Source organism: Bradyrhizobium sp. BR14999, from assembly GCF_056106085.1.
Map to the genome: position 1 here is coordinate 4,605,237 of NZ_CM148536.1, position 19,756 is coordinate 4,624,992.

18 protein-coding genes and 1 pseudogene are annotated in these 19,756 nt (G+C 59.6%); 15 read left to right on the forward strand and 4 right to left on the reverse strand.

Features of this window, described 5'->3' with window-relative positions; all coding sequences use genetic code 11:
• Positions 1 to 30 precede the first annotated feature (30 nt).
• From ACR9YP_RS21350 to ACR9YP_RS21380, 7 genes are all read left to right on the forward strand, one after another.
• Complete coding sequence (locus ACR9YP_RS21350; protein WP_474216995.1) at positions 31 to 1,239, forward strand: efflux RND transporter periplasmic adaptor subunit; 1,209 nt, start codon at positions 31 to 33, stop codon at positions 1,237 to 1,239.
• Positions 1,240 to 1,242: 3 nt separating this feature from the next.
• Positions 1,243 to 4,485, forward strand: a complete 3,243-nt coding sequence (locus ACR9YP_RS21355) for an efflux RND transporter permease subunit (protein ID WP_474216996.1) — start codon at positions 1,243 to 1,245, stop codon at positions 4,483 to 4,485.
• Between the two features lie 593 nt (positions 4,486 to 5,078).
• Positions 5,079 to 5,825, forward strand: a complete 747-nt coding sequence (locus tag ACR9YP_RS21360; protein WP_474216998.1) for an ABC transporter ATP-binding protein — start codon at positions 5,079 to 5,081, stop codon at positions 5,823 to 5,825.
• Positions 5,812 to 7,188: an ABC transporter permease subunit gene (locus tag ACR9YP_RS21365; RefSeq protein ID WP_474216999.1), complete on the forward strand. Its 1,377-nt coding sequence runs from the start codon at positions 5,812 to 5,814 to the stop codon at positions 7,186 to 7,188. Before ACR9YP_RS21360 ends, ACR9YP_RS21365 begins: the two co-directional genes overlap by 14 nt.
• A complete protein-coding gene (locus ACR9YP_RS21370) occupies positions 7,185 to 7,913 on the forward strand; it encodes a LamG domain-containing protein (protein WP_249756454.1) in 729 nt (242 codons plus the stop codon). Before ACR9YP_RS21365 ends, ACR9YP_RS21370 begins: the two co-directional genes overlap by 4 nt.
• 41 nt (positions 7,914 to 7,954) lie before the next feature.
• Positions 7,955 to 8,251: a hypothetical protein gene (locus tag ACR9YP_RS21375; RefSeq protein WP_474217000.1), complete on the forward strand. Its 297-nt coding sequence runs from the start codon at positions 7,955 to 7,957 to the stop codon at positions 8,249 to 8,251.
• A 358-nt stretch (positions 8,252 to 8,609) separates the two neighbouring features.
• Positions 8,610 to 9,200, forward strand: coding sequence for a superoxide dismutase (locus tag ACR9YP_RS21380; RefSeq protein WP_438107690.1), 591 nt, complete (start codon positions 8,610 to 8,612; stop codon positions 9,198 to 9,200).
• An 8-nt stretch (positions 9,201 to 9,208) separates the two neighbouring features.
• Here ACR9YP_RS21380 and ACR9YP_RS21385 read toward each other — a convergent pair whose 3' ends face one another.
• Positions 9,209 to 9,349, reverse strand: a complete 141-nt coding sequence (locus ACR9YP_RS21385; RefSeq protein WP_164939117.1) for a hypothetical protein — start codon at positions 9,347 to 9,349, stop codon at positions 9,209 to 9,211.
• 224 nt (positions 9,350 to 9,573) lie between these two features.
• Between ACR9YP_RS21385 and ACR9YP_RS21390 the strand changes: the two genes are divergently transcribed.
• The 5 genes and pseudogenes from ACR9YP_RS21390 (at position 9,574) to ACR9YP_RS21410 (ending at position 13,504) form a co-directional block, all read left to right on the forward strand.
• Positions 9,574 to 10,305 (forward strand): hypothetical protein, encoded by a 732-nt coding sequence (locus ACR9YP_RS21390; RefSeq protein WP_438107692.1) that lies wholly within the window; start codon positions 9,574 to 9,576, stop codon positions 10,303 to 10,305.
• Positions 10,306 to 10,315: 10 nt separating this feature from the next.
• Positions 10,316 to 11,560: pseudogene (locus ACR9YP_RS21395) on the forward strand (cytochrome b); the annotation flags it as partial.
• 62 nt (positions 11,561 to 11,622) lie between these two features.
• Positions 11,623 to 12,798 carry a chromate efflux transporter gene (gene chrA / locus ACR9YP_RS21400; protein ID WP_438107693.1) on the forward strand — a complete coding sequence of 392 codons (1,176 nt, stop codon included), beginning with the start codon at positions 11,623 to 11,625 and terminating at the stop codon, positions 12,796 to 12,798.
• A 50-nt stretch (positions 12,799 to 12,848) separates the two neighbouring features.
• Positions 12,849 to 13,070 carry a hypothetical protein gene (locus tag ACR9YP_RS21405; RefSeq protein ID WP_474217002.1) on the forward strand — a complete coding sequence of 74 codons (222 nt, stop codon included), beginning with the start codon at positions 12,849 to 12,851 and terminating at the stop codon, positions 13,068 to 13,070.
• A 71-nt stretch (positions 13,071 to 13,141) separates the two neighbouring features.
• Entirely contained in the window at positions 13,142 to 13,504 is a 363-nt protein-coding gene (locus tag ACR9YP_RS21410) for a hypothetical protein (RefSeq protein ID WP_244551177.1), read from the forward strand.
• 341 nt (positions 13,505 to 13,845) lie between these two features.
• On the opposite strand, the gene ACR9YP_RS21415 is transcribed toward ACR9YP_RS21410, so the two are convergent.
• Both ACR9YP_RS21415 and ACR9YP_RS21420 read right to left on the reverse strand, forming a co-directional pair.
• Positions 13,846 to 14,748 carry a sulfite exporter TauE/SafE family protein gene (locus ACR9YP_RS21415; RefSeq protein WP_474217003.1) on the reverse strand — a complete coding sequence of 301 codons (903 nt, stop codon included), beginning with the start codon at positions 14,746 to 14,748 and terminating at the stop codon, positions 13,846 to 13,848.
• Between the two features lie 268 nt (positions 14,749 to 15,016).
• Positions 15,017 to 15,313, reverse strand: a complete 297-nt coding sequence (locus ACR9YP_RS21420) for a copper-binding protein (protein WP_370985780.1) — start codon at positions 15,311 to 15,313, stop codon at positions 15,017 to 15,019.
• A 423-nt stretch (positions 15,314 to 15,736) separates the two neighbouring features.
• On the opposite strand from ACR9YP_RS21420, the gene ACR9YP_RS21425 reads away from it, so the two are divergent.
• Positions 15,737 to 17,014 carry an APC family permease gene (locus ACR9YP_RS21425; RefSeq protein ID WP_474217004.1) on the forward strand — a complete coding sequence of 426 codons (1,278 nt, stop codon included), beginning with the start codon at positions 15,737 to 15,739 and terminating at the stop codon, positions 17,012 to 17,014.
• A 27-nt stretch (positions 17,015 to 17,041) separates the two neighbouring features.
• Here ACR9YP_RS21425 and ACR9YP_RS21430 read toward each other — a convergent pair whose 3' ends face one another.
• The gene (locus ACR9YP_RS21430) at positions 17,042 to 18,103 is read right to left on the reverse strand and encodes a DUF3182 family protein (protein ID WP_474217005.1); all 1,062 of its coding nucleotides are present in this window, start codon (positions 18,101 to 18,103) and stop codon (positions 17,042 to 17,044) included.
• A gap of 258 nt (positions 18,104 to 18,361) precedes the next feature.
• On the opposite strand from ACR9YP_RS21430, the gene ACR9YP_RS21435 reads away from it, so the two are divergent.
• A complete protein-coding gene (locus tag ACR9YP_RS21435) occupies positions 18,362 to 18,958 on the forward strand; it encodes an ABC transporter ATP-binding protein (protein WP_474217007.1) in 597 nt (198 codons plus the stop codon).
• Positions 18,955 to 19,755 (forward strand): ABC transporter permease, encoded by an 801-nt coding sequence (locus ACR9YP_RS21440; protein WP_438107701.1) that lies wholly within the window; start codon positions 18,955 to 18,957, stop codon positions 19,753 to 19,755. Before ACR9YP_RS21435 ends, ACR9YP_RS21440 begins: the two co-directional genes overlap by 4 nt.
• The last annotated feature ends 1 nt before the right edge of the window (position 19,756 follow it).

A 19,756-nucleotide genomic window follows, 5' to 3' on the forward strand; every position in this document is an offset into this window, starting at 1 on the left:
GCGCACTGCGCCGATATTGAAGAGAAACGTATGTCCTTCCGACCGATTATCCTGGTCGCGGTGTTCGCAGCGGGCGTCGCATCTGCCCTTTGGGCACCAGGCGTGCCGGCCCTGCGGAAGGCCGTGGGAGTTGCCGCCGAGCAGCCGCGGCAGGAGGCCAAAACACCCGAGGCTGAACGTCCGCCGGTCGTTCGGATGGATGACGAGCGAATTGGTCTCGCCAAAATCGATCAAGTGCAGGTTGGACCGGGCAGCATCGCTAGGCGACTTTTGGTGCCCGGAACCGTTGCTCCAGACGCGGACCGGGTTGCGCACGTCTCAGTGAAGCTGTCCGGCACCGTTGCCGAGCTTCGCAAGAACATCGGCGATGTCGTCGCACAGGGCGAAATCCTGGCTTCGCTTGAGAGCCGCGAAGTTGCGGACGCCAAGAGCGAATATCTGGCCGCTCGACTTGCGAACGAACTGCAACAAGATCTCGCAGGACGAGACAAGCTATTGTGGGAAGGCCGCGCAGCGCCGGAGCTGCAATATATTCGTTCCCGCAATGCGGCAGCGCAGACCGCCATGCGCCTGGACATCGCCCGCCAAAAGCTGCTGGCGTTGGGCGTGCAGGAAAATGAAATCGCCGGTCTACCGCAGGCGCCAGAGATCTCGCTGCGGAGCCAAAACGTTCGCGCGCCGATCTCGGGCCGGGTTGCCGCACGCAGAGTCGAACTCGGAACGGCAGTCGGCCGCGACAATCTTGAAACCGAGCTCTTTGTCATCGTCGATCTGAGCCGCGTATGGGTGGAACTGGCTGTCTCGTCCAGCGACCTGCCATTGGTGAAAGAGGGCCAAACTGTCCGGATCACGGGGCGGGGAATGCCGGAAACCGCTTTTGGCAAAATCGTGTTCGTGTCGCCGCTGCTTGAAAAGGAGACCCGCAGCGCGCGCGTCGTCGCAGCGCTGGACAATCCGGACGGCCGCTGGCGGCCAGGGTCCTTCGTTACTGCGGCGATTGCACTGAATGAGCACCGGGCAGATGTCGTGGTGCCGATCGGCGCGCTTCAGACCGTGGATGGACGGAGGGTGGTCTTCATTCGCAGCAAGGATGGGTTCGAAGTGCGCGGCGTGATGCCCGGCGAGCGCGACGGTGAGGTCATTGAGATCGCCTCTGGTCTTGCTGCTGGTGAGACCATCGCCGTGTCGAACACGTTCTCGCTGAAGGCAGAGCTGTCCAAGCCCCGCGACGAGGACTGAGCAATGATCGCCTGGATTGTCGACTTCTCAGTTCGTCGGCGCTGGCTCGTGGTGCTGGTGACGCTGGTTACCGCTGGCGCCGGCTTTTGGTCGATGACGAAACTACCGATCGATGCCGTTCCCGACGTCACGAACGTACAGGTGCAGGTCAACGCGACCGCCCCGGCGTTGACGCCAACTGAAATCGAAAAGCAGGTGACAGTCGCGCTGGAGACGGCGCTGGCGGGTACGCCCGGCCTGGAATCGATGCGATCCTTTTCGCGCAATGGTTTTGCGCAGATCACGGCCGTATTCGCTGATCGCACCGACATCTACTTCGCGCGTCAACAGGTTTCCGAACGGCTGAACGAAGCGAAAGGCAATCTTCCTCCCGCTGTCGACGTTCGCATGGGGCCGATCTCCACCGGCCTCGGTGAGATCTATTGGTGGGCGGTCGAATACGCCAAGCCGGGCGAGATGGCGCCGGTCGAGGACGGCAAGCCGGGTTGGCAGAGCGATGGCAGCTATCTCACGCCCGAAGGCGAGCGGTTGACCGATGACTTTCAGCGTACTGTCTATCTCCGGACCGTGCAGGACTGGATCATCCGACCGCAAATGAAGACGGTGCCCGGTGTGGCCGGAGCGGATGCGATCGGCGGGTTCCTTAAACAGTTTCAGGTGCACCCCGATCCGCTCAGGCTGAACGCCTATGGGCTATCGTTCAGCCAGCTGATCGCCGCGATCGAGGCCAACAATGTCAGCCGCGGCGCCAACTTCATCGAGCAGAACGGCGAGGGCGTCGTGGTCCGCGCCAGCGGCCGGGTCGAGAATCTCGAGGACATCAGGCAGATTGTCGTGACGACGCGGGGAGGAATTCCCGTGCGCATCCAGGACGTCGCCGATGTCGAGATCGGGCGCGAGCTGCGGACCGGCAGTGCCAGCGTCGATGGGCAAGAAGGAGTCGTGCTCGGAACCGCTCTTATGCTGATCGGCGGCAATAGCCGCACGGTGGCAGCCGCTGCCGACGCCAAGATCAAGCAGATTAGCCGCACGCTGCCGCCGGGCATCAAGGCGCGGACCGTGCTTAATCGCACGCAGTTGGTTGACGCCACCATTCGAACTGTTGCAACCAACCTCGCCGAAGGTGCGCTGCTGGTGATCGCAGTGCTCTTCCTGATGCTCGGCAATTTCCGTGCGGCGCTGATTACCGCTGGCGTCATCCCAGTCGCGATGCTGTTGACGGTAACTGGCATGCTGGGGACCAAGCTCAGCGCGAACCTGATGAGCCTTGGCGCGCTCGACTTCGGCCTGATCGTCGATGGTGCCGTCATCATCACGGAGAACAGCCTGCGCCATCTGGCAGAACGCCAGCGCGAGCTCGGCCGGACCCTTAGGCCTGCCGAGCGGCTCAACACCGTGACGGTATCAGCGATCGAGATGATCAGACCCACGGTCTACGGCCAGCTCATCATCATCCTGGTCTATGTGCCGCTACTGACCTTCACCGGCGTCGAAGGCAAGACGTTCGAGCCGATGGCGTTGACTGTGATGATCGCGCTTGTTGCGGCCTTCGTTCTGTCACTGACCTTCGTGCCTGCGGCGATTGCGATCGCGATGACCAAGCCGGTGCGCGAACAGGAAAACGCAATTGTCCATTGGCTTAAGCAACTCTATGCGCCAGTCCTGGCGAGGGCAGTGGTGTCGCCGCGGCCGATCATGGCCACGGCGGTGGTTCTCTTCGTCGGTGCGGTGATCCTCTTTGGTGGACTTGGTCAAGAGTTCACGCCGACGCTTGACGAAAAGAACATCGTCATGGAGGTCAAACGCGTGCCCAGCACGGCGCTGTCGCAGGCTCAAGCGATGCAGCTCCTGATCGAGCGGACGATAAGCAAATTTCCGCAGGTCTCCTTCGTGTTCTCGCGCACAGGAACGCCCGATCTCGCAGCCGATCCGATGCCCCCGAGCGCCTCCGACACCTACATCATCGTCAAGCCGCAGAGCGAATGGCCGGATCCGTCGCTGTCGAAGGACGAGCTGATACGGCAGATCGAGGCAGAAGCGACCAAATTGCCGGGCAACAAGGTCGGCTTCTCCCAACCCATCGAAATGCGGTTCAACGAGCTGATCGCGGGCGTCCGGGAAGATCTTGCCGTCAAGGTGTTCGGCGACGATTTCAGCGAAATGCAGCGGACCGCGCAGGAGATCGCCAATGTGCTGCGTCGCATCGAGGGCGCCGAAAGTGTCAAGGTCGAGGAAACGACCGGCCTTCCATTCCTTGAAATCCGCATCGACAAGGCGGAGATCGCCCGCCGCGGCCTTAACCTCGCAACCATCCAGGACTTGATCGAGACGGCCGTTGGAGGCCGGGTGGCCGGGCTTGTCTTCGAAGGCGATCGCCGCTTCCAGATTGTGGTTCGGCTCGACGACAAGCTGCGTTCCGACATTACCGCTCTGGAGGCGCTTCCAGTGCCGTTACCGCACGCCGATCCGAATACGCCGGCCGCCTCCGTTCCGCTGCGCACACTGGCATCCTTCGAGCAGACCGAGGGGCCCAACCAGATCAGCCGCGAAAACGGCAAGCGTCGGGTGGTGACGACGGCCGAGGTTCGCGGCCGGGACATCGGTTCGCTCGTCGCCGAAGCACAGGCCAAGGTCGCAGAACAGGTCAAGCTTCCCCCTGGGACTTATCTGGCCTGGGGAGGACAGTTCGAGAACTTCTCCGTCGCGCGGCAGCGGCTGATGGTCGTGGTGCCCGGCTGCTTCCTTCTCATCTTCCTGTTGCTATTCGGCGCCTTGGGTTCCGCGCGCGATGCGCTTCTGGTCTTCAGCGCCGTTCCGCTCGCTCTGATTGGCGGTATTGTCACGCTATGGCTGCGTGGCATGCCGTTCTCGATCTCGGCTGCGGTTGGCTTCATCGCGTTGTCGGGTGTCGCCGTCCTGAACGGGCTCGTGATGTTGAGCCAGATCCGCAAACTGGTCGAGGACGGTGCCGAACTTCGGTCAGCGATCGAAGAGGGGGCGTTAATACGCTTCCGACCGGTGATCATGACTGCTTTGGTCGCTTCGCTCGGCTTCGTCCCCATGGCGCTCGCCACCGGAACTGGTGCCGAGGTGCAGCGGCCGCTTGCCACCGTGGTGATCGGTGGATTGCTCACGGCGACGCTGTTGACGCTCATCGTTCTGCCGGCGCTCTATGCCTATTTCGCGCGACGGCCATTGCGATTGAAGAGATCCGATCAGTTCCTCTCGCGACGCGCAGCCGAATAGACCAGAGGGCCTATCGTGCTTTCAGTCCTTGCCAACCGAACCTATCGCGATGACAACGGCAATACTACTGTCCTGCAGTCTCGCTCCCGGATATGCGGAGGAGTCCGGGTTATCCAAGACATATAAGCAGGAGCAATCGGTTCCGGTGCAGCCAGATCGCACGCCACAACAATCGGACCAATCTCGCGACCAAGAGCGAGCGCGCGGTGAGAGTGTTCAGATCGAGCGTGACTGGAAGGCTCAGGAAAATGCCAACCGAAGTGCTGGCGATGGATCTGCTGGCAAGACCGACGAGGACCGTCAAACAGTAGGTCGTGATTGGCGAGCGCATCCTGAGCGTGACGAGAAGCACTGAAATCAGGCTGGCTGTGAGAGCGAAACGTGATTGGCCGCATGTTGTCGCTACAGAGAGCTGTGAGCGGGAACCCGATCAAGCTGAAGTGAACAAACCGCCAAGTTGGCGAGCCTCGCTTCCGCTGGTTCCTAATTGACAAGCAATTCCGCTTTGGCAAGGTCGCCGCTATGGGGACGGCGATCTCCCCATGAGGCGACATGCCCAAGCATCGCGTCCGGATTTCTGAGAAGGACGCTGCATGTCAACCGTCAACGACGGGTTTTCGCCAGACCGTTCAGCGCCTTTGCTGGGCGTGAGAAACCTGACCAAGCGCTATGGAAGCGATGGCACCGCGATCGACGGTGTGACGTTCTCTGCTGTCGCGGGCGAAATCCTCGGCATCATCGGTCCAAATGGCGCCGGCAAGACGACGTTGCTGGAAGCCGTTGCCGGACTTCTACCGGTGAATTCAGGCGACGTCTTTTGGCGCGGAGAGCCGCTGCACGTGGGCCGTCGACGCGACGTCCTGTTCTACCTGCCTGATGGCGTCCGTCCGTACCAGGACCAATCGGCCCTGCAGGTCGTGTGGTTTGTCGGCAGCGTCTTTCGACGGTCAGAAGCAGACATCAAGTCGACCATCGAAGCGCTCGAGTTACAGCCGGTGCTTCGAAAGCGCGTCCACGCCCTGTCAAAAGGTTATGCCCGACGCCTGATGCTGACCATCGGGCTGCTCGCGCCGCATGACCTGTTACTTATGGACGAACCATTTGACGGATTTGACCTGCGGCAAACGCGCCACGTGATGGGTCTATTGCGTGACCAGACGGCGCGCGGACGCACGCTGATTCTCTCCATCCATCAATTGCCGGACGCGGAACGGGTCTGTGACCGTTTCATCCTACTCTCGGCAGGGCAGGTGCGCGGATCTGGGGGACTTGCTCAATTGCGTGCGCAGACCGGACTGCCGAACGGCTCACTGGAGGATATCTTCCTTGCACTCACGTGAGGCATACCTGCGGCCGACCGCACCGATCGTTCCGCTGCTCGCAAAGGAGCTCCGCGAGGTCACGGCCGGGCGGGCACTTTGGACCATGTTGCTGCTGGTCTGTCCGCTCGTCGGATACTCTTTCGTCCAGGCAGTCTCGCTCTACAGCGAGTCAAGCGCCGCGGCCCTCCAGTCGCCAGTCCTGGCGAGGAGCCTGTCTCCCCTCGATGGGGTCCTCGCTCCGACATTCGGCGCATTCTATGTGGCGGTGACGTTGTTGTTTCCTTTCGTGGCGATCCGGGTGCTGGGTCAGGAGAAGGAAAGTGGCGCATTGCGCCTGCTGGTCCAATTGCCGTACCGGCCTTCGACGCTGATCGCCGCAAAATTCTGCGCCGTGCTGGCAGCCTGGCTCATGGTGAGCATTCCTGCGCTTTCCGCGCTGGCCGTGTGGGCTGTGTTGGGTGGCCATCTGGCTGCGCCCGAGACGCTGAATCTTATATTGGGTCATTTGCTCTACGGTCTGCTGGCCGGCGCCATTGGGCTGCTCGCCGCGGTTATCGCCGACAATTCGGCTACTGCAGCCATCATCGCGCTCGCCGTCACGATAGGATCATGGGTGCTGGATTTCACGCTCGCGGGCCGCTCTGGTCTGTCGGCCTGGCTTGTGCAATTGTCGCTAACCCAAACGCTGCGTCCCTTTGAGCAGGGGCTTCTTTCGGCCGGCCTCGTGCTAGGCATAGCGGCCGTCATTGGCGGGCTCGCTGCGCTGACAGTTGTCTGGCTCCCTCCCGGTACACCGGTGCGGACGAAAGTCATCCGTTCTGTGTCTTGTGTGTTTGTGATTGCCGTTGCGCTCACCGTCGCGGCGCAGATCAGGGCATCCGGGGATCTCAGCGAAGATCGTCGCAACTCGTTTACTTCGGCAGATGAACGTTTGCTCGCATCGCTTCGGCGGCCCTTGGTTATCAAGGTCAATCTCGCTGCCGAGGACCCCCGCTATATCGATCTTCGACGCAACGTCCTCGCGAAGCTCGAGCGCGTCCTGCCTGATGTCACCGTCGTTCTCGCGAGCGAGCGGTCGAACGTTCCCAATCGATCAGACGCCTATGGCCAGATCGAATATGTCTACGGTGATCGAACCGACGTAAGCCGTTCCACCAGTCCGCGGGAGATACTGCCGCTACTATATGCGCTCGCGGGCACGCAGCCGCCGGCGCCTAGCGTCGGCGAAGAGTACCCCGGTTATCCCCTGGTCGTTAGCGCGGACGCGACGCTGCTGTGGTTCTTCGGCGGATTGCCGCTCCTGATAGTGCTCGCGTGGCGATGGATTCGCCGGCCCCCTCCAGACAAAGGTCCTCTCGTTCATCCAGGAGTTAAGCCATGAGATCCTGCAAGAAACTCGGAATGATCATCCTCGCGGCAATCGGCTTTGCGGTGCCGGCATTGCCCTGTTTAGCCGCGGAGCCAATCAAGATTGACCTCTCGAATGAAACCGTCGGTGGGGAACCAAAGTCGCTGGTGCCAGTGGTGGGCTTCTGGAGGATCGAGCAGGACGGCGGCAAGAAGGTGCTCACTGTCGATGGCCGGCAGTGGAAGGAGGGGCAATCGTCGGCAGGTATCGCCGACAAGGCACGGGCTCTCTACGGCGAACGCTACGCTGAGTTTCTCGATCGCGTGCAGGCCTACGCCTACTATCCCTACGCGGTCGCGCCAAAAATCGAAAATTTCAGCGATGGCGAGATTTCGGTGCGCTTTGAAGGGTTGTCCGGTCGTATCGACCAGGGCGCCGGCATCCTATTCAATCTCAAGCCAAACGGGGACTACCTGACAGTCCGCGCGAACTGTCTGGAGAATAACATCGTGCTGTGGAAGTTCGAGAACGGCAAGCGCTCTTCCGTCAAATGGGTACGCAATACGCCGACCGCGACACGGCAGTGGCATGACCTCAAGGTCCGCGTCAAAGGCACGAAGGTCGAAGGCTATCTCGATGGCAAGCTCTATCTGGAGCACACGCTGACCCAACCGGTCTCGGGCCGGATCGGACTCTGGTCGAAGGCCGATAGCCACATGTATTTCGCGGACTACACAGTAGCCGCCGGCGGCAACTGAAAGGATGACAGCGGGAGATTCGTCAGAAAAGGAGATGGACGATGAACAGGAAATGGATTCTGGCAGGCAGCGGCGCGCTGTTGCTGGGCCTCGTGGGTGTCGCCATGGTTACCGCCGAACCGGAGGGCAGGGGTGCGATCTTCATCGCGGGAGACAAGCCGGTCAGCGAGGATCAGATCCGTCAAAAGCTGCAGTCGGACGGCTGGTCGAATGTCCAGATCGTGCGCAACGGATGGTACTTCGAGGCGATTGGCTCGAAAGACGGCCAAACCGCGAATGTTGCCGTCAATTCGCGGAACGGCCGACTACGTACCGGCGATGACCACGACGAGGATTGAGTAGATAGCTCCCGTCGGGAGTGAATGGAATCGGGGCGGGCTGGTTTCGCGTGCGACCCCTCCGCGCGACGTTGAGGCGTTGCGTCCGCAGCTCCCCTGCGGGCGATTCCGCTGCTTCGAAATGAATGTTTATCGGCATTGACAAGTTGTCGCAGCCGGCTCTATTTCTTGGGTATGGGGAAGCGATCTCCCCATGAGGCGACATGCCCAAGAATCGCGTCCGATTTCTCCAAGGGCGCATCATGTCTGCCGTTATCCCAATCACATCCAACAAATTCCCAGATCTTACTAGCGCGCTGCCGCCGGTTGGCACTTTGTGCGCCCGGATGCCACCCAGGCCATGCGTCGGGAGGTTGCCATGACCTATGTCGTGAAGCCGTTGTCCTGCGACCCGAGCCGCATCCGTGGGATGTCGGAGCGGATGATTATCAGCCACTACGAGAACAACTATGGTGGCGCGGTCAAACGGTTGAATCTGATCGACGAAAAGCTTGCCGAGCTCGACTATGCGAACGCGCCAGGCTTCCTGATCAATGGGTTGAAGCGCGAGCAGCTTATCGCGACCAACTCGATGATCCTCCATGAAGTGTTCTTTGCCGGGCTTGGCGACGAGAGCGAACCCGACGCGAGCCTGAAGGAAACGCTGGCGCGTGACTTCGGCTCGTACGAGCGGTGGCGCGCCGAATTCATCGCCATGGGCAAGGCGCTCGGCGGCGGCTCCGGCTGGGTGCTGCTGACCTGGTCGCCGCGCGATCGCAAGCTCGTGAATCAGTGGGCCGCGGATCACTGCCATACGCTGGCCGGTGGCACGCCGATACTCGCGCTCGATATGTACGAACACTCGTACCACATCGACTACGGTGCCAAGGCTGCGAACTACGTGGACGTGTTCATGTCGGCGATTAATTGGCCGGCCGTGCAACGTGCTATTGACGGGATACAGAAATGAGGCACGGCCTACGATACGTTCGGTGGATTCTCTGTTCGGCCGCGCTGGCTTTCATAGCTGACGCTCGCGCCGAAGATCAGTTCAGGATGCTCGGCGGGAAGCAAATCCGCGCTCGCGTTGTCGGTCAGGACATCACGGATGGATCCCACTGGTCCATGTATCTCCGGCCGGATGGCGCTCTCGTCGGTTCAGAATCGGGAAGTTCTTGGACCGGGACCTGGAAAATTCGAGATGACAAGCTGTGCACGACGATGCCAAGCAGCCCGTCGCCGGTGTGCAATGAAGTCTGGATGTCAGGGACGCACATCAGGATGCGCGCCAACAAGGATGAGGAGACATTCGACGCAAGGGTTATGGCGCACCAAGCCAAGCAATGAACAGTGCGGACTCGCGATGCTCTGAAGCTGGCCAAGGGTCTTCGAGCTGCCTTAAACAAATCGGCCAGCACCAAGAAGTCGCAGAACTGATCGATCCCATCGGCCAGACGGTTGGCCCACGTGATCGTGCCCTCAGGAAAGGAAGATCGAATGCGAAATGCGGCTCTTATGTTGTCTGTACTCACTGGTCTCTTTGCAATGAACGCTACCGCGCAGGCTCAAACGTCCTGCAAGGTATGCGCGGAGCAGCAAAAGGCGTGCATGAAGAACTACGCCGGACCTGCCTGCAAGACCGAGTACCAAATGTGTCTCAAAGCCTGCAAGAAGTGAAAGAGGTTAGGTTGGTCAAGCTAGGAATAAAGCGCTTCATCGCGGTACTTGCCGGCATCGGGAGCCTCGTTGCTCTCGATGCCGGATTTGTTGCCGCGGAAAATCTCAAGAAATTATCTGGCGCGCAAATACGAGCAAAGTTGTCGGGCAAGGAAGTGACCGACGAGGTCCATTATCGTGATGTCTATGAACACGACGGGACCCTCCGAAGCTATTCGATGGGCAGCAAGAAGCGCGGCAAGTGGACCATTCAAGGGGATGACCTTTGCATCGATCTTCCGGAGCCCGACGGCGGCTGTTTCGAGGTGACCGCGGCGGGAAAGAACGTCGTCCTGACGCCGAAAGGACTTGGCTCGCCGTCGGACGGGATAGTCCAGGCGATCTCCGATCCAAAGTAGGAGGCCAAAGATGTCATCGCAGATCATCGAAGGAGTGTCTCAACCGAAGACGGAGTTCTCGAATCCTGTCATTCGCTGGATCGACTATCGGCTTCCGATTTTCACGTTCCTGGATCACGAGCTGAACTCGTATCCAACGCCACGAAACCTGAATTACCTCTGGAATTTTGGGTCGCTGGCAGGCATCACGCTCCTGATCATGATTGCGACCGGCATTGTGCTTGCGATGCACTATGTCCCGACGGGAGGCGGCGCGTTCCGGTCCGTCGAGCACATTATGCGTGACGTGAACTACGGCTGGCTCTTGCGATATATCCACACCACCGGCGCTTCGATGTTCTTTGCCGTGGTCTACATCCACATCTTTCGCGGGCTCTACTACGGATCCTACAAGGAGCCACGAGAGCTGCTTTGGTGCCTAGGAGTCCTCATCCTGTTGTTGATGATGGCAACTGCGTTCTTTGGGTACACCTTGCCGTGGGGGCAGATGAGCTTTTGGGGCGCGACCGTCATCACGAATCTGTTCTCAGCCATTCCCGTGGTTGGCGACAGTATCGTCACCTGGTTGTGGGGCGGTTTCACGGTAGGAGATCCGACGCTCAACCGGTTCTACTCTCTGCACTATCTCTTGCCTTTTGTGATCGTCGCAGTTGCCGGACTTCATCTTATCGCACTGCACCGATTCGGCTCGAACAATCCGACGGGGATCGATACGAAGGAGCCGGGCGATACAATCCCATTCCATCCCTATTATACGGTGAAGGATCTGCTCGGGCTCATGGTCCTTTTCCTGGTGTTTGCGTGGTTCGCGTTCTACGAACCGAATGCTCTTCTCAACTCCGATAACTACATTCCTGCGAATCCCGGGGTTACACCGCCGCACATCGTGCCCGAGTGGTACCTGCTGCCGTTCTACGCAATTCTGCGATCGATCCCGAACAAGCTCGTCGGCGTTATCGCCATGCTGACATCGATCCTTGTCCTGTTCGCGTTGCCATGGCTGGACACCAGTCCGGTTCGCTCAGGGCGATTCAGGCCCATGTTCAAGGTGTTCTATTGGTTTCTGGTCGCCGATTGCGTGTTGCTCACTTATGCCGGCGGGGAGCCGCCTGAGGGCACATGGCTGATCATGAGCCGGATCGGAGCCGCGTACTATTTCGCGCACTTCTTCCTCGTTCTGCCTCTTGTAGCGAGAATCGAAAGCCCACATCCGCTCCCGAACAGCATCAGCCAAGGAGTGTTAGCAGCGCCTGGTTCAGACAGGCCCTAACAGACTCTTCGTTGTCACCGATAACCAATCTTTCGAAGGACTTTGAAATGACAGCAACCACTATCCCCGAGCGTAGCCGTATGGCCGAGCTTGCACTCTACTTCTTGCGTCTCGGCTTTCTCGGCTTCGGCGGTCCGGTTGCGCTCGTGGGCCAGATGGAACGCGAACTGGTCAACGACAAGAAGTGGCTCAGCAAGGAGCAGATGCGCGAGTCCATTGCCATCTGCCAATCGCTCCCGGGTCCGCTGGCGATCCAGGTCGGCGTCTACATCGCCTGGCTCCGTTGCGGCTTCTGGGGAGCCTGGCTTGGCGGATGGTGCTTCATCCTGCCCAATTTTGTTATCGTCGCGGCGTTAGGAGCGCTCTACGTCCATCTCGGCGATCTTCAGCCGGTCACTGCCATCTTCTACGGCGTGAGCCCGGCCGTGATCGCGCTCATCCTGCATTCCTGCTACCGCCTGGCGAAACTCGGCATGGAAGACTGGCTGCAATGGGCGATCGCGGCTGTCTGTTTCGTAGTGACGATCATTCTGCAGGCCGAGGTCGCGCTGTTGTTCATCGGCGCAGGTAGTGTCGGCATCGTCTATTATGGCAGCCTGTTCAAACGTACGCCCGCTGTGTTGCCGGTGGTCGTGGTGCCGGCGGCCGCTCCGATGGCACCAGTTGCGACAGGCTCGACGCTCGGCAAGCTCATGCTGTTCTTCTTGAAGGCCGGCTCCCTGACCTTCGGCAGTGGGCTCGTCATCGTGCCATTCCTAGAACAAGGGCTTGTGCAGCAATATGGCTGGCTCGACGAACGCCAATTCCTGATCGCGGTCGCGATCGGCATGATCAGTCCGGGACCGGTCGTGATCACGGCGACCTTCGTCGGTTATCTTGTGGCGGGATTCTGGGGCTCGCTCGTGTCCACGGTGGGCATTTTCCTGCCGTCCTTCCTGTTGGTTCTCATCGTGGCACCGATCCTGGCACGGCATCGAGGAAACGCCAATGTCCAGGGCTTTGTGAAGGGCGCTTACGCGGCAGCGATAGGCACCATCCTGGGTGCTTGTGTCCTACTCGGAAAGATTGCGATCGGCGATTGGCTGACAGCGGCAATCGGCATCGTATCTCTTGCCGTGCTGTTCCGCTGGAAGATCAACAATCCGACGCTGATCGCGGCAACCGCGGTGGTTGGGCTTATCGCTCATCCGCTGCTGCAGCCCGCATGGGTGATGGTGAAATAGCAGCTTAGCCAAAAAGGCAGGGGATCCGTTGCTTAGTCCAGGAGCATCTTATGGCAACGCAAATTGTAATGGATCACACCGGCCACTCCCGCCACGAATTCGACGCCGGCGATGCTGAAGCGCTGGCCAAGGCGGAGTGGCGTTTCCGGGCATTGATCGGTGAAGGGTTTACAGCCGCGGTGCGGACCGCGGAAGGCGAGTCGTGCCGAGTTTTTGCGTTTGACCCGACCGCGAAAGAAACGCTGTTCTTCCGGCGGCTCAGGGGTGGATAAGAAGGGCGGTTGCCGTGTCTCTGATCAGCAGATGTGGACCTCAGATTTCGCGACTTCGTGCGCTGCGGCAGATGTATCATAACTATGTCAGCGAAAATTCACCTGAAGCGAAGGGACGGACGCTTCTGCGCCAGTGGCTAACGCCAGTTCAGAGAAGGCAGTTTGAGGAGCAGGGTTACTTCGATGTCGTCGGGTGCGCGACTCGAAGGCGGTACCGAGTGCAATACGGGTCTATTGCCAACGTGCAGGAAATGGATTTCGAAGGGCAATCCGGAGCCATCTTGTGCTTTGCTCCCGAGGGTTATCTCGTCCCGGGCGACGTCATGCTTGCTCAGAAGATTGCCTTGGAGACGGATGAACTTGCAGCGCTAGCCGTGGCGCATCGAGTGGCGCCGGTAGTGAGACGCGTCGGTCTGGCGCAGTCGTGGGCCTGATGGCCCCGTGCAGTCGGACTTATCTGGCAGGTCAGCGAAAAGCTCTCCTTTGACCTCGCGTATCGCCACGCGGTCACCACCCGCCATTCCGTCGACGAGATACGAACCGGCCTGACGTTTGCTGTGCCCCTTCGCTTCGAGGGCGCTTACAGTCGGTAATCTTCTAAAAAGAGCGTACAGCGGCCAGCCGCCAATCCTTACATTACGGAAACAGGCGAGCCGCCGGGAAGAATGTGTGCACCAGCATCAAAACAGCGAGGATACCAATAGCGTAGCCTAGCCACCGGTTCAGGGCTTCGGGCGGCTCTTGTGGAGGCTCTGTTTTCCTGGAAGGCATGCGGTCACTCAGCCCCGCTACCGGTTCTTGGTAACCCCCAGAAGGGTCGATATCTCCCTGAATTCGCTCTCCGCACCCTGAAAAAGATGTACAACAGATAGCCATCTAGCAGGATGGTAACCACCATAACGGTGTAGGCCCACGGGCTGTCCATCAGCTTCAACTCGATCAATACTCGGGAAAGTCCAAAGCCGACGACCCATGCGTCAAAACTCATGCATATCCGGCGAAATGCCTCGGGGTCGAGCCGACGGATAGCGAAGGCGCCGAGCGGTATGCCAAAAAGGGCACAGGGAACGAACACCAGTAAAAGACTTCCGCTCTCGGCGATAAACAGACCAAGCTTGTAATACACGAGCGCGGTCACGCTCGACTCCGCAACGCGAACCAATGCAAGACCGGCCCGGAATTCGTCTTTGACCAGGCCTTGATTATTGAACAGGATCGCCAGCGGAGGGCCAGAGATGGTCGTGACCGAGTACAGGATACCGAGGGTCGTCCCAAAGGGGAGTCCGACTAGCCACCGTGACTGTATCGGCCGGCGCCAACCGGCTGCCTGGACCAGGATGAGGGGCAAGATCACCGCGTAAGTGGCGAGTTTGATCCAGCCAGATTCGAGCGAGGCAAGAGCAAGGGCGCCGATTCCAATGCCGGGTAGCAGCCCGATGAGAATCGGCAGCACCCTCTTCCATACAGCTGGAACACCTTTCAAGTTGATGAAGAGAACGTACAAGTTGACGAAGACTTCGATCACTACGATCGCTGGGTTCAGGATCCGGTTCGTGTAGAAAACGAGCGCGAGCGGTACCGTAAGTGACGAAAACCCATAACCAAGCGCGCCATTTACAAAGGCCGCCAAAAAAGCGATCCCGACAAGAACAATCATCGCGGTGTCGAAGGATGGCATTCTAGGTGTTCCAAGCGGAAGCGGTGGGCACTTGAGTATAGCGCAACTCAAGAGATCGCGGTTGCAGAAAAGAAGCGTGCGTGGAGTTGCACGCTGGATCAGCTCTCGACTTAAAGCTGAACAGGACATTGTTCGCCGCGCGTGGGTTGGACAAAGCCGGTGAGAAGGTGGTCACTTCGGTCAGAGAGACGAATTCCTCCGATTATTTGCACTCACCGCCTAGAGCGTAGCTTGGGGAGGAGCTGAAACTGAAATTCGACGAGTTGCGTCACTGCTCACTAAGCTTTGTGATGGTCATGGCTCCATTCCTATCAGAGGCGGAAAAGATGACTTCATCTCCCAGTCGCACCGCATCAAACAGGAGTGGATCCTGCACTTTGAACTCTTCGGCCGCACCGTAAGAGATCGCCCCGGCTGCACCTGTTTGCATTTCGCGAACTGAAACAATGCCAGCTATCCCGTCTACCTTTACGACGACGCCCCTAACGGTTCGGTCGGCAAAGGCCTGGGAGCTGATTGTGATGATGAGCGTGGCGACTGCCAAGGTGACCCGTGCTGCTCTCAATGTAGTCTCCGTGACTAGAGAAATGAATCGTCTCGTAACTCACGCTGGCGAGATGCCAGCAGCTGGCGTTGGGAGTGGAAGGAGTTGAGGGCTTTCCGTCCATGCGCAATAGCCTGTGGAGCGAGCCGTGCGCAGAGCTTGGACGGGTAGGGCCGTCTAATGGGGAGACTGCGTCCCCGTGAGCCAACTGGATCGGATTGTAAAGGTTCCTGCGGCTAGGATGGGGGCGGAACTAACCGAGATCCATTGTCTTTACATTCTGCGTGAGATGGGCCGCTGATCTTCGCAATGCAGTCTAACGCTGACCGACAGAATCGAATGGCGAGTATAGAGGATGGTAGAGGTAAGCGGCCGCACCTGGGTCCAGAAGGCTACGTTCGCACCCGGTGACAACCTCTCGCATTGAGCCGTGAGTGCGCTCGGATGGCGAAGAATGGACAACAACAGAGCTTAAGACGGGAGCTCGGGCCGATAACGGCAACCCTCTTCACCGCCGGCATGATGGTTGGCATCGGTATCTTTGCCACGATCGGTGCTGCCACGGCAGCCGCAGGGAGCGGCATCCCGATTGCCATACTCCTCGGTGGCAGCGTTGCCCTTGCCACCGGTATCAGCGCCACACAATTGGGTGTGAACAATCCGACTGAAGGGGGCGCTTTTACATGGGCGCGCGATGTCCACCAGCCTACGCTTGGCTTCATCGCAGGCTGCGGGTATCTCGGGAAGAACCTCATCTCGATGAGTGTGATCGCGCTTGCCTTCGCCACCTACCTGGGACAGGTCATTCCGGGGATTCCTGTTCACTTCGTCGCGGCTGCTGGGGTGGTGGCCATCACCATTCTGAACCTGTTTGGAATCCAGCTGACGTCGCGGGTGCTCATCAGCCTTCTGCTGTTGGTCATCGCTGTGCTCTCGATCTACGGGGCATTCTCGCTACACGCGATCGAGCAGGGCCATTTTGTACCAGTCTTAGGTGCTAATGGGCTTATGGGCGTCGCCAGTGGCGCGGCTATCTTTTTTTGGACCTGGGATGGGTTTATGCGGATGGCCATCATGGCCGGGGAGGTCAAGGAACCACGTCGTACCATTCCAATCGCCATCATTGGAGGTGTAACAATCGCGGCAGTCATGTTTGTCGGCGCGGCCGCGATCACTCTCGGCGTGCTCGGGGCAGACGAGGTCGGCGCGCAGGATACCCCTCTGCTTGGTGCCGCCTTGAAGGCAATCGGCCCGTGGGGGAGATGGGTCATCCTGGCCGGCGCGATCGTCGCTGCGCTTGCGGAGATCCTGGGCGATATGCTGAGTGCTTCGCGTGTCGTTCTGCCGATGGCCGAGGCCCACGAGCTTCCCAGCTGGTTGGGAAAAATTCATCAACGATCACGGACGCCTCGTCGTGCAGTCATCGGCCTTGGCCTGCTCAGTGCAAGCGCCGCTCTCATCTTTGATCTTCGGCCACTCATCGAAGTTGGTGGCTCCTTTATGCTCGTCTGGTATTTCATCACGCACTATGCTGCGCTGAATCTGCCGGTCCGGAAGCGCCACTATCCGGCGATCTTTTCCTGGTACGGGATCATGGGTTGCATCGGATTGACCATCGCAATGCCTCGCGTCGCGGTCCTCGTTGCAGTAGGAACGCTGACCATATTAACGCTGGCCCGTCTGGTCCTGCATCGCATGCACCCGCAATGGCGGTCTGCCTGACGCGTCGTCGGCTGGGACGCAAGGTGCTTACGCCAGTTGGCGCAGGGCTCGCGCGGCAGTCGTGTACCTGAGCAGCGGACCTTCCTCCGGATCATCACCTTGGAAATGAATCGCTGCGCCAGCCGGGATTCTGCGTGGCTTTCCGTAGTGCTTCACGGAAGCGGTCTCGACCACTTGTAAACGGGAGTCCTCTGCGAACGCGGTCAGAGCGGCGAGTTCGGCAGTGCTCGCGCCGCCGGAGCGCCAGGACGCCTCGAACACTCCAGATCGCCATTTTCCGGTTCCATCAATGCCTTGTCCAACATCATAATTTCGGCGTGAGGCCAGGAAGCCCCGATATCTGGCGGCGTTCCGATCGTATATTCGGGCTTGATCGACAGCCAGCCTCGCCTCCATCTCCATGGGAAGACTGTCGAGCGCCGACCAGTCGCCGCGAACGCAAATGATGTGCGAGCCGCCATAGACCCGAAGTCCATGATTATTGGTAACCGACCGTTGCGTGCCGTGATAGGCGATCGACCGGTCGCCGATCATCGTGCAACCGACACTTCGGGTTACGACTTGACGCAGGTTGACCTCGAGCGACAGGCCGTGAGATGCCAGTTTATCTGTCGGGAATTTCTCCAGGTAAGCTTCCAGTTCATCAATGTTCGTGATGACCGTCTGTCCATGACCTCCGTCGCCCAGCGGCTCCTTCACGCGAACCGGCCCTAGCGCCAATAGCCGCTTGACCGCCAGCCTAGCACCGCCGGCGTCAAATGCGGTGTAGCCCGGCAGAACCGCATCACGGACACCGTCTCCGAAGGCAAATGACCAGCCGCGCGGCCGGGCCACATGCTTGGCGACAAGGGGATGCGTGATGGCTTTCGTCTTGACGAAGGGATATGGCACTACGGCGCCGTGGAGCTGATGCGGAGAATGAATTCCGAGATCCCGCGCCTCCTCGACTATGAGCGTGTCGCTGGGAACGAAGAAAAGACCAGCGGCCACATGCGTCTTCGGGCCGTATTCGCCTACAAATCGACAGCCTTTAAGGCGCGCGATGCTCTCAGCCACCACGGAAAGCGTGACGTTCTCGTGGGTGTACATCGGCGCGCCCAGACGAGGGAAGAGGCAGGCGACCGCGCGGATTCCGTGCTGTTCGCGCGCAATCTCACGAACCGCGGATGGCCGCGTTTGGCGCGATCGATGCTGAAGCAGATGAGGGAATGTGGGTCGGTCCATGCGCAACCACCTCGACAACCGAGTATTGGCCAGTGCTTGGACGGAACCGTCTGACGGGGAGACTGCACATCCCCATTCAGATAACGTAGATCACTGCAAGATGTGCCAAGGGTAAAAGGTAATATGCTCACTGTCAGCGCGCTGAAGCGCTTGCATATCGTGGTCTCGTTCGAACTCGCGGATGGAGAATGTATTGCGCTGCAGGGCCCGTCGGGCGTCGGCAAGAGTTTGCTGCTCCGCGCCATTGCCGATCTCGATCCGAATGAGGGCTCCGTCGAGCTGGACGGGATGTCGCGGGAAACGATGCCGGCCCCTGTTTGGCGCAGGCAGGTGACCTATGTAGCTGCCGAACCTGGCTGGTGGGCTGACACGGTGCAGGAGCACTTTACCGACTGGGATCTGGCCACTCCGTTGGTGGATCAGTTGGGACTGCCAGCGAGTTGCGGAACCTGGCCGATCCGGAGACTTTCTACCGGCGAAAAGCAGCGCCTTGGCCTCGTACGGGCTCTGTTGCTGCATTCGCGGGTGCTTCTGTTGGACGAGCCCACGTCGGCGCTTGACGCGGCATCGACCGCATCCGTGGAAGCCCTGGTTGCCGAGCGTGTCTCGGCCGGAACAAGCGTCCTATGGAGCACTCACAACAGTGGCCAGGCTCGTCGCGTCGGATCTCGTCTGTTCGTGATGGCGAGCGGCGGCCACCTCGAGGAGCACTCGCTTTGAATTACATCCAGCTGGCTTACAGCGACCTCATATTGCCTGCGCTTCTTGTTGTCATGAATGGCGCGCTCTCGCTCGCGCTGCACCTGAAGCTTGAACGACAGCTTGCCCTTGCGAGCATGCGAATGGTGATCCAGCTCGTACTCGTTGGATATGTGCTGACGTTTCTGTTTGCCGCGGTCTCTCCGTTCTGGACGGCACTCGCCGCCTTCATCATGGTCTTGTTCGCATCGCGAGAAATCGTCGCCCGTCAGAAGCGACGGCTGGAGGGTCTTTGGACCTACGGCTTGGGGGCAGGCTGCACCTTGCTGGCCGCCGGTACCGTCACGACGTTTTCGCTGCTCTCGCAGCTCCGTCCCGAGCCCTGGTATCATCCGCGCTACGCGCTGCCGCTGTTGGGAATGATCCTGGGCAACACCATGACTGGAGTGAGCCTGGGTCTGGATGTGCTCGTCAATGGCGTGGTGCGCGAACGTGCTGCGGTGGAATCCTGCCTCGCGTTGGGAGGTACCCGCTATCAGGCGCTCCTCCCGGTGATCCGCGATGCACTGCGAAGCGGCTTCATGCCGACCATCAACGGCATGGCTGCAATTGGCCTGGTCTCTCTGCCCGGGATGATGACCGGGCAGATTCTCGCGGGCGTTGAACCAGTCGACGCCGTCAAATATCAGCTACTGATCATGTTTCTGATTGCAGGCGGAACGGGATTGGGCACGCTTGCGGCAGTCATCGGCGGCGGACGTTTGCTAACTGATCATCGACACCGATTGCGCCTGGATCGGATCGCCTCCGAAAAGTGAT

Bases quoted from the DNA above. Each gene is read 5' to 3' on its own strand.
- ACR9YP_RS21350 (WP_474216995.1), top strand. From the start codon at position 31: ATGTCCTTCCGACCGATTATCCTGGTCGCGGTGTTCGCAGCGGGCGTC.
- ACR9YP_RS21355 (WP_474216996.1), top strand. From the start codon at position 1,243: ATGATCGCCTGGATTGTCGACTTCTCAGTTCGTCGGCGCTGGCTCGTG.
- ACR9YP_RS21360 (WP_474216998.1), top strand. From the start codon at position 5,079: ATGTCAACCGTCAACGACGGGTTTTCGCCAGACCGTTCAGCGCCTTTG.
- ACR9YP_RS21370 (WP_249756454.1), top strand. From the start codon at position 7,185: ATGAGATCCTGCAAGAAACTCGGAATGATCATCCTCGCGGCAATCGGC.
- ACR9YP_RS21375 (WP_474217000.1), top strand. From the start codon at position 7,955: ATGAACAGGAAATGGATTCTGGCAGGCAGCGGCGCGCTGTTGCTGGGC.
- ACR9YP_RS21380 (WP_438107690.1), top strand. From the start codon at position 8,610: ATGACCTATGTCGTGAAGCCGTTGTCCTGCGACCCGAGCCGCATCCGT.
- ACR9YP_RS21390 (WP_438107692.1), top strand. From the start codon at position 9,574: ATGAACAGTGCGGACTCGCGATGCTCTGAAGCTGGCCAAGGGTCTTCG.
- chrA (WP_438107693.1), top strand. From the start codon at position 11,623: ATGACAGCAACCACTATCCCCGAGCGTAGCCGTATGGCCGAGCTTGCA.
- ACR9YP_RS21405 (WP_474217002.1), top strand. From the start codon at position 12,849: ATGGCAACGCAAATTGTAATGGATCACACCGGCCACTCCCGCCACGAA.
- ACR9YP_RS21410 (WP_244551177.1), top strand. From the start codon at position 13,142: ATGTATCATAACTATGTCAGCGAAAATTCACCTGAAGCGAAGGGACGG.
- ACR9YP_RS21415 (WP_474217003.1), bottom strand. From the start codon at position 14,748: ATGCCATCCTTCGACACCGCGATGATTGTTCTTGTCGGGATCGCTTTT.
- ACR9YP_RS21425 (WP_474217004.1), top strand. From the start codon at position 15,737: ATGGCGAAGAATGGACAACAACAGAGCTTAAGACGGGAGCTCGGGCCG.
- ACR9YP_RS21430 (WP_474217005.1), bottom strand. From the start codon at position 18,103: ATGTACACCCACGAGAACGTCACGCTTTCCGTGGTGGCTGAGAGCATC.
- ACR9YP_RS21435 (WP_474217007.1), top strand. From the start codon at position 18,362: ATGCTCACTGTCAGCGCGCTGAAGCGCTTGCATATCGTGGTCTCGTTC.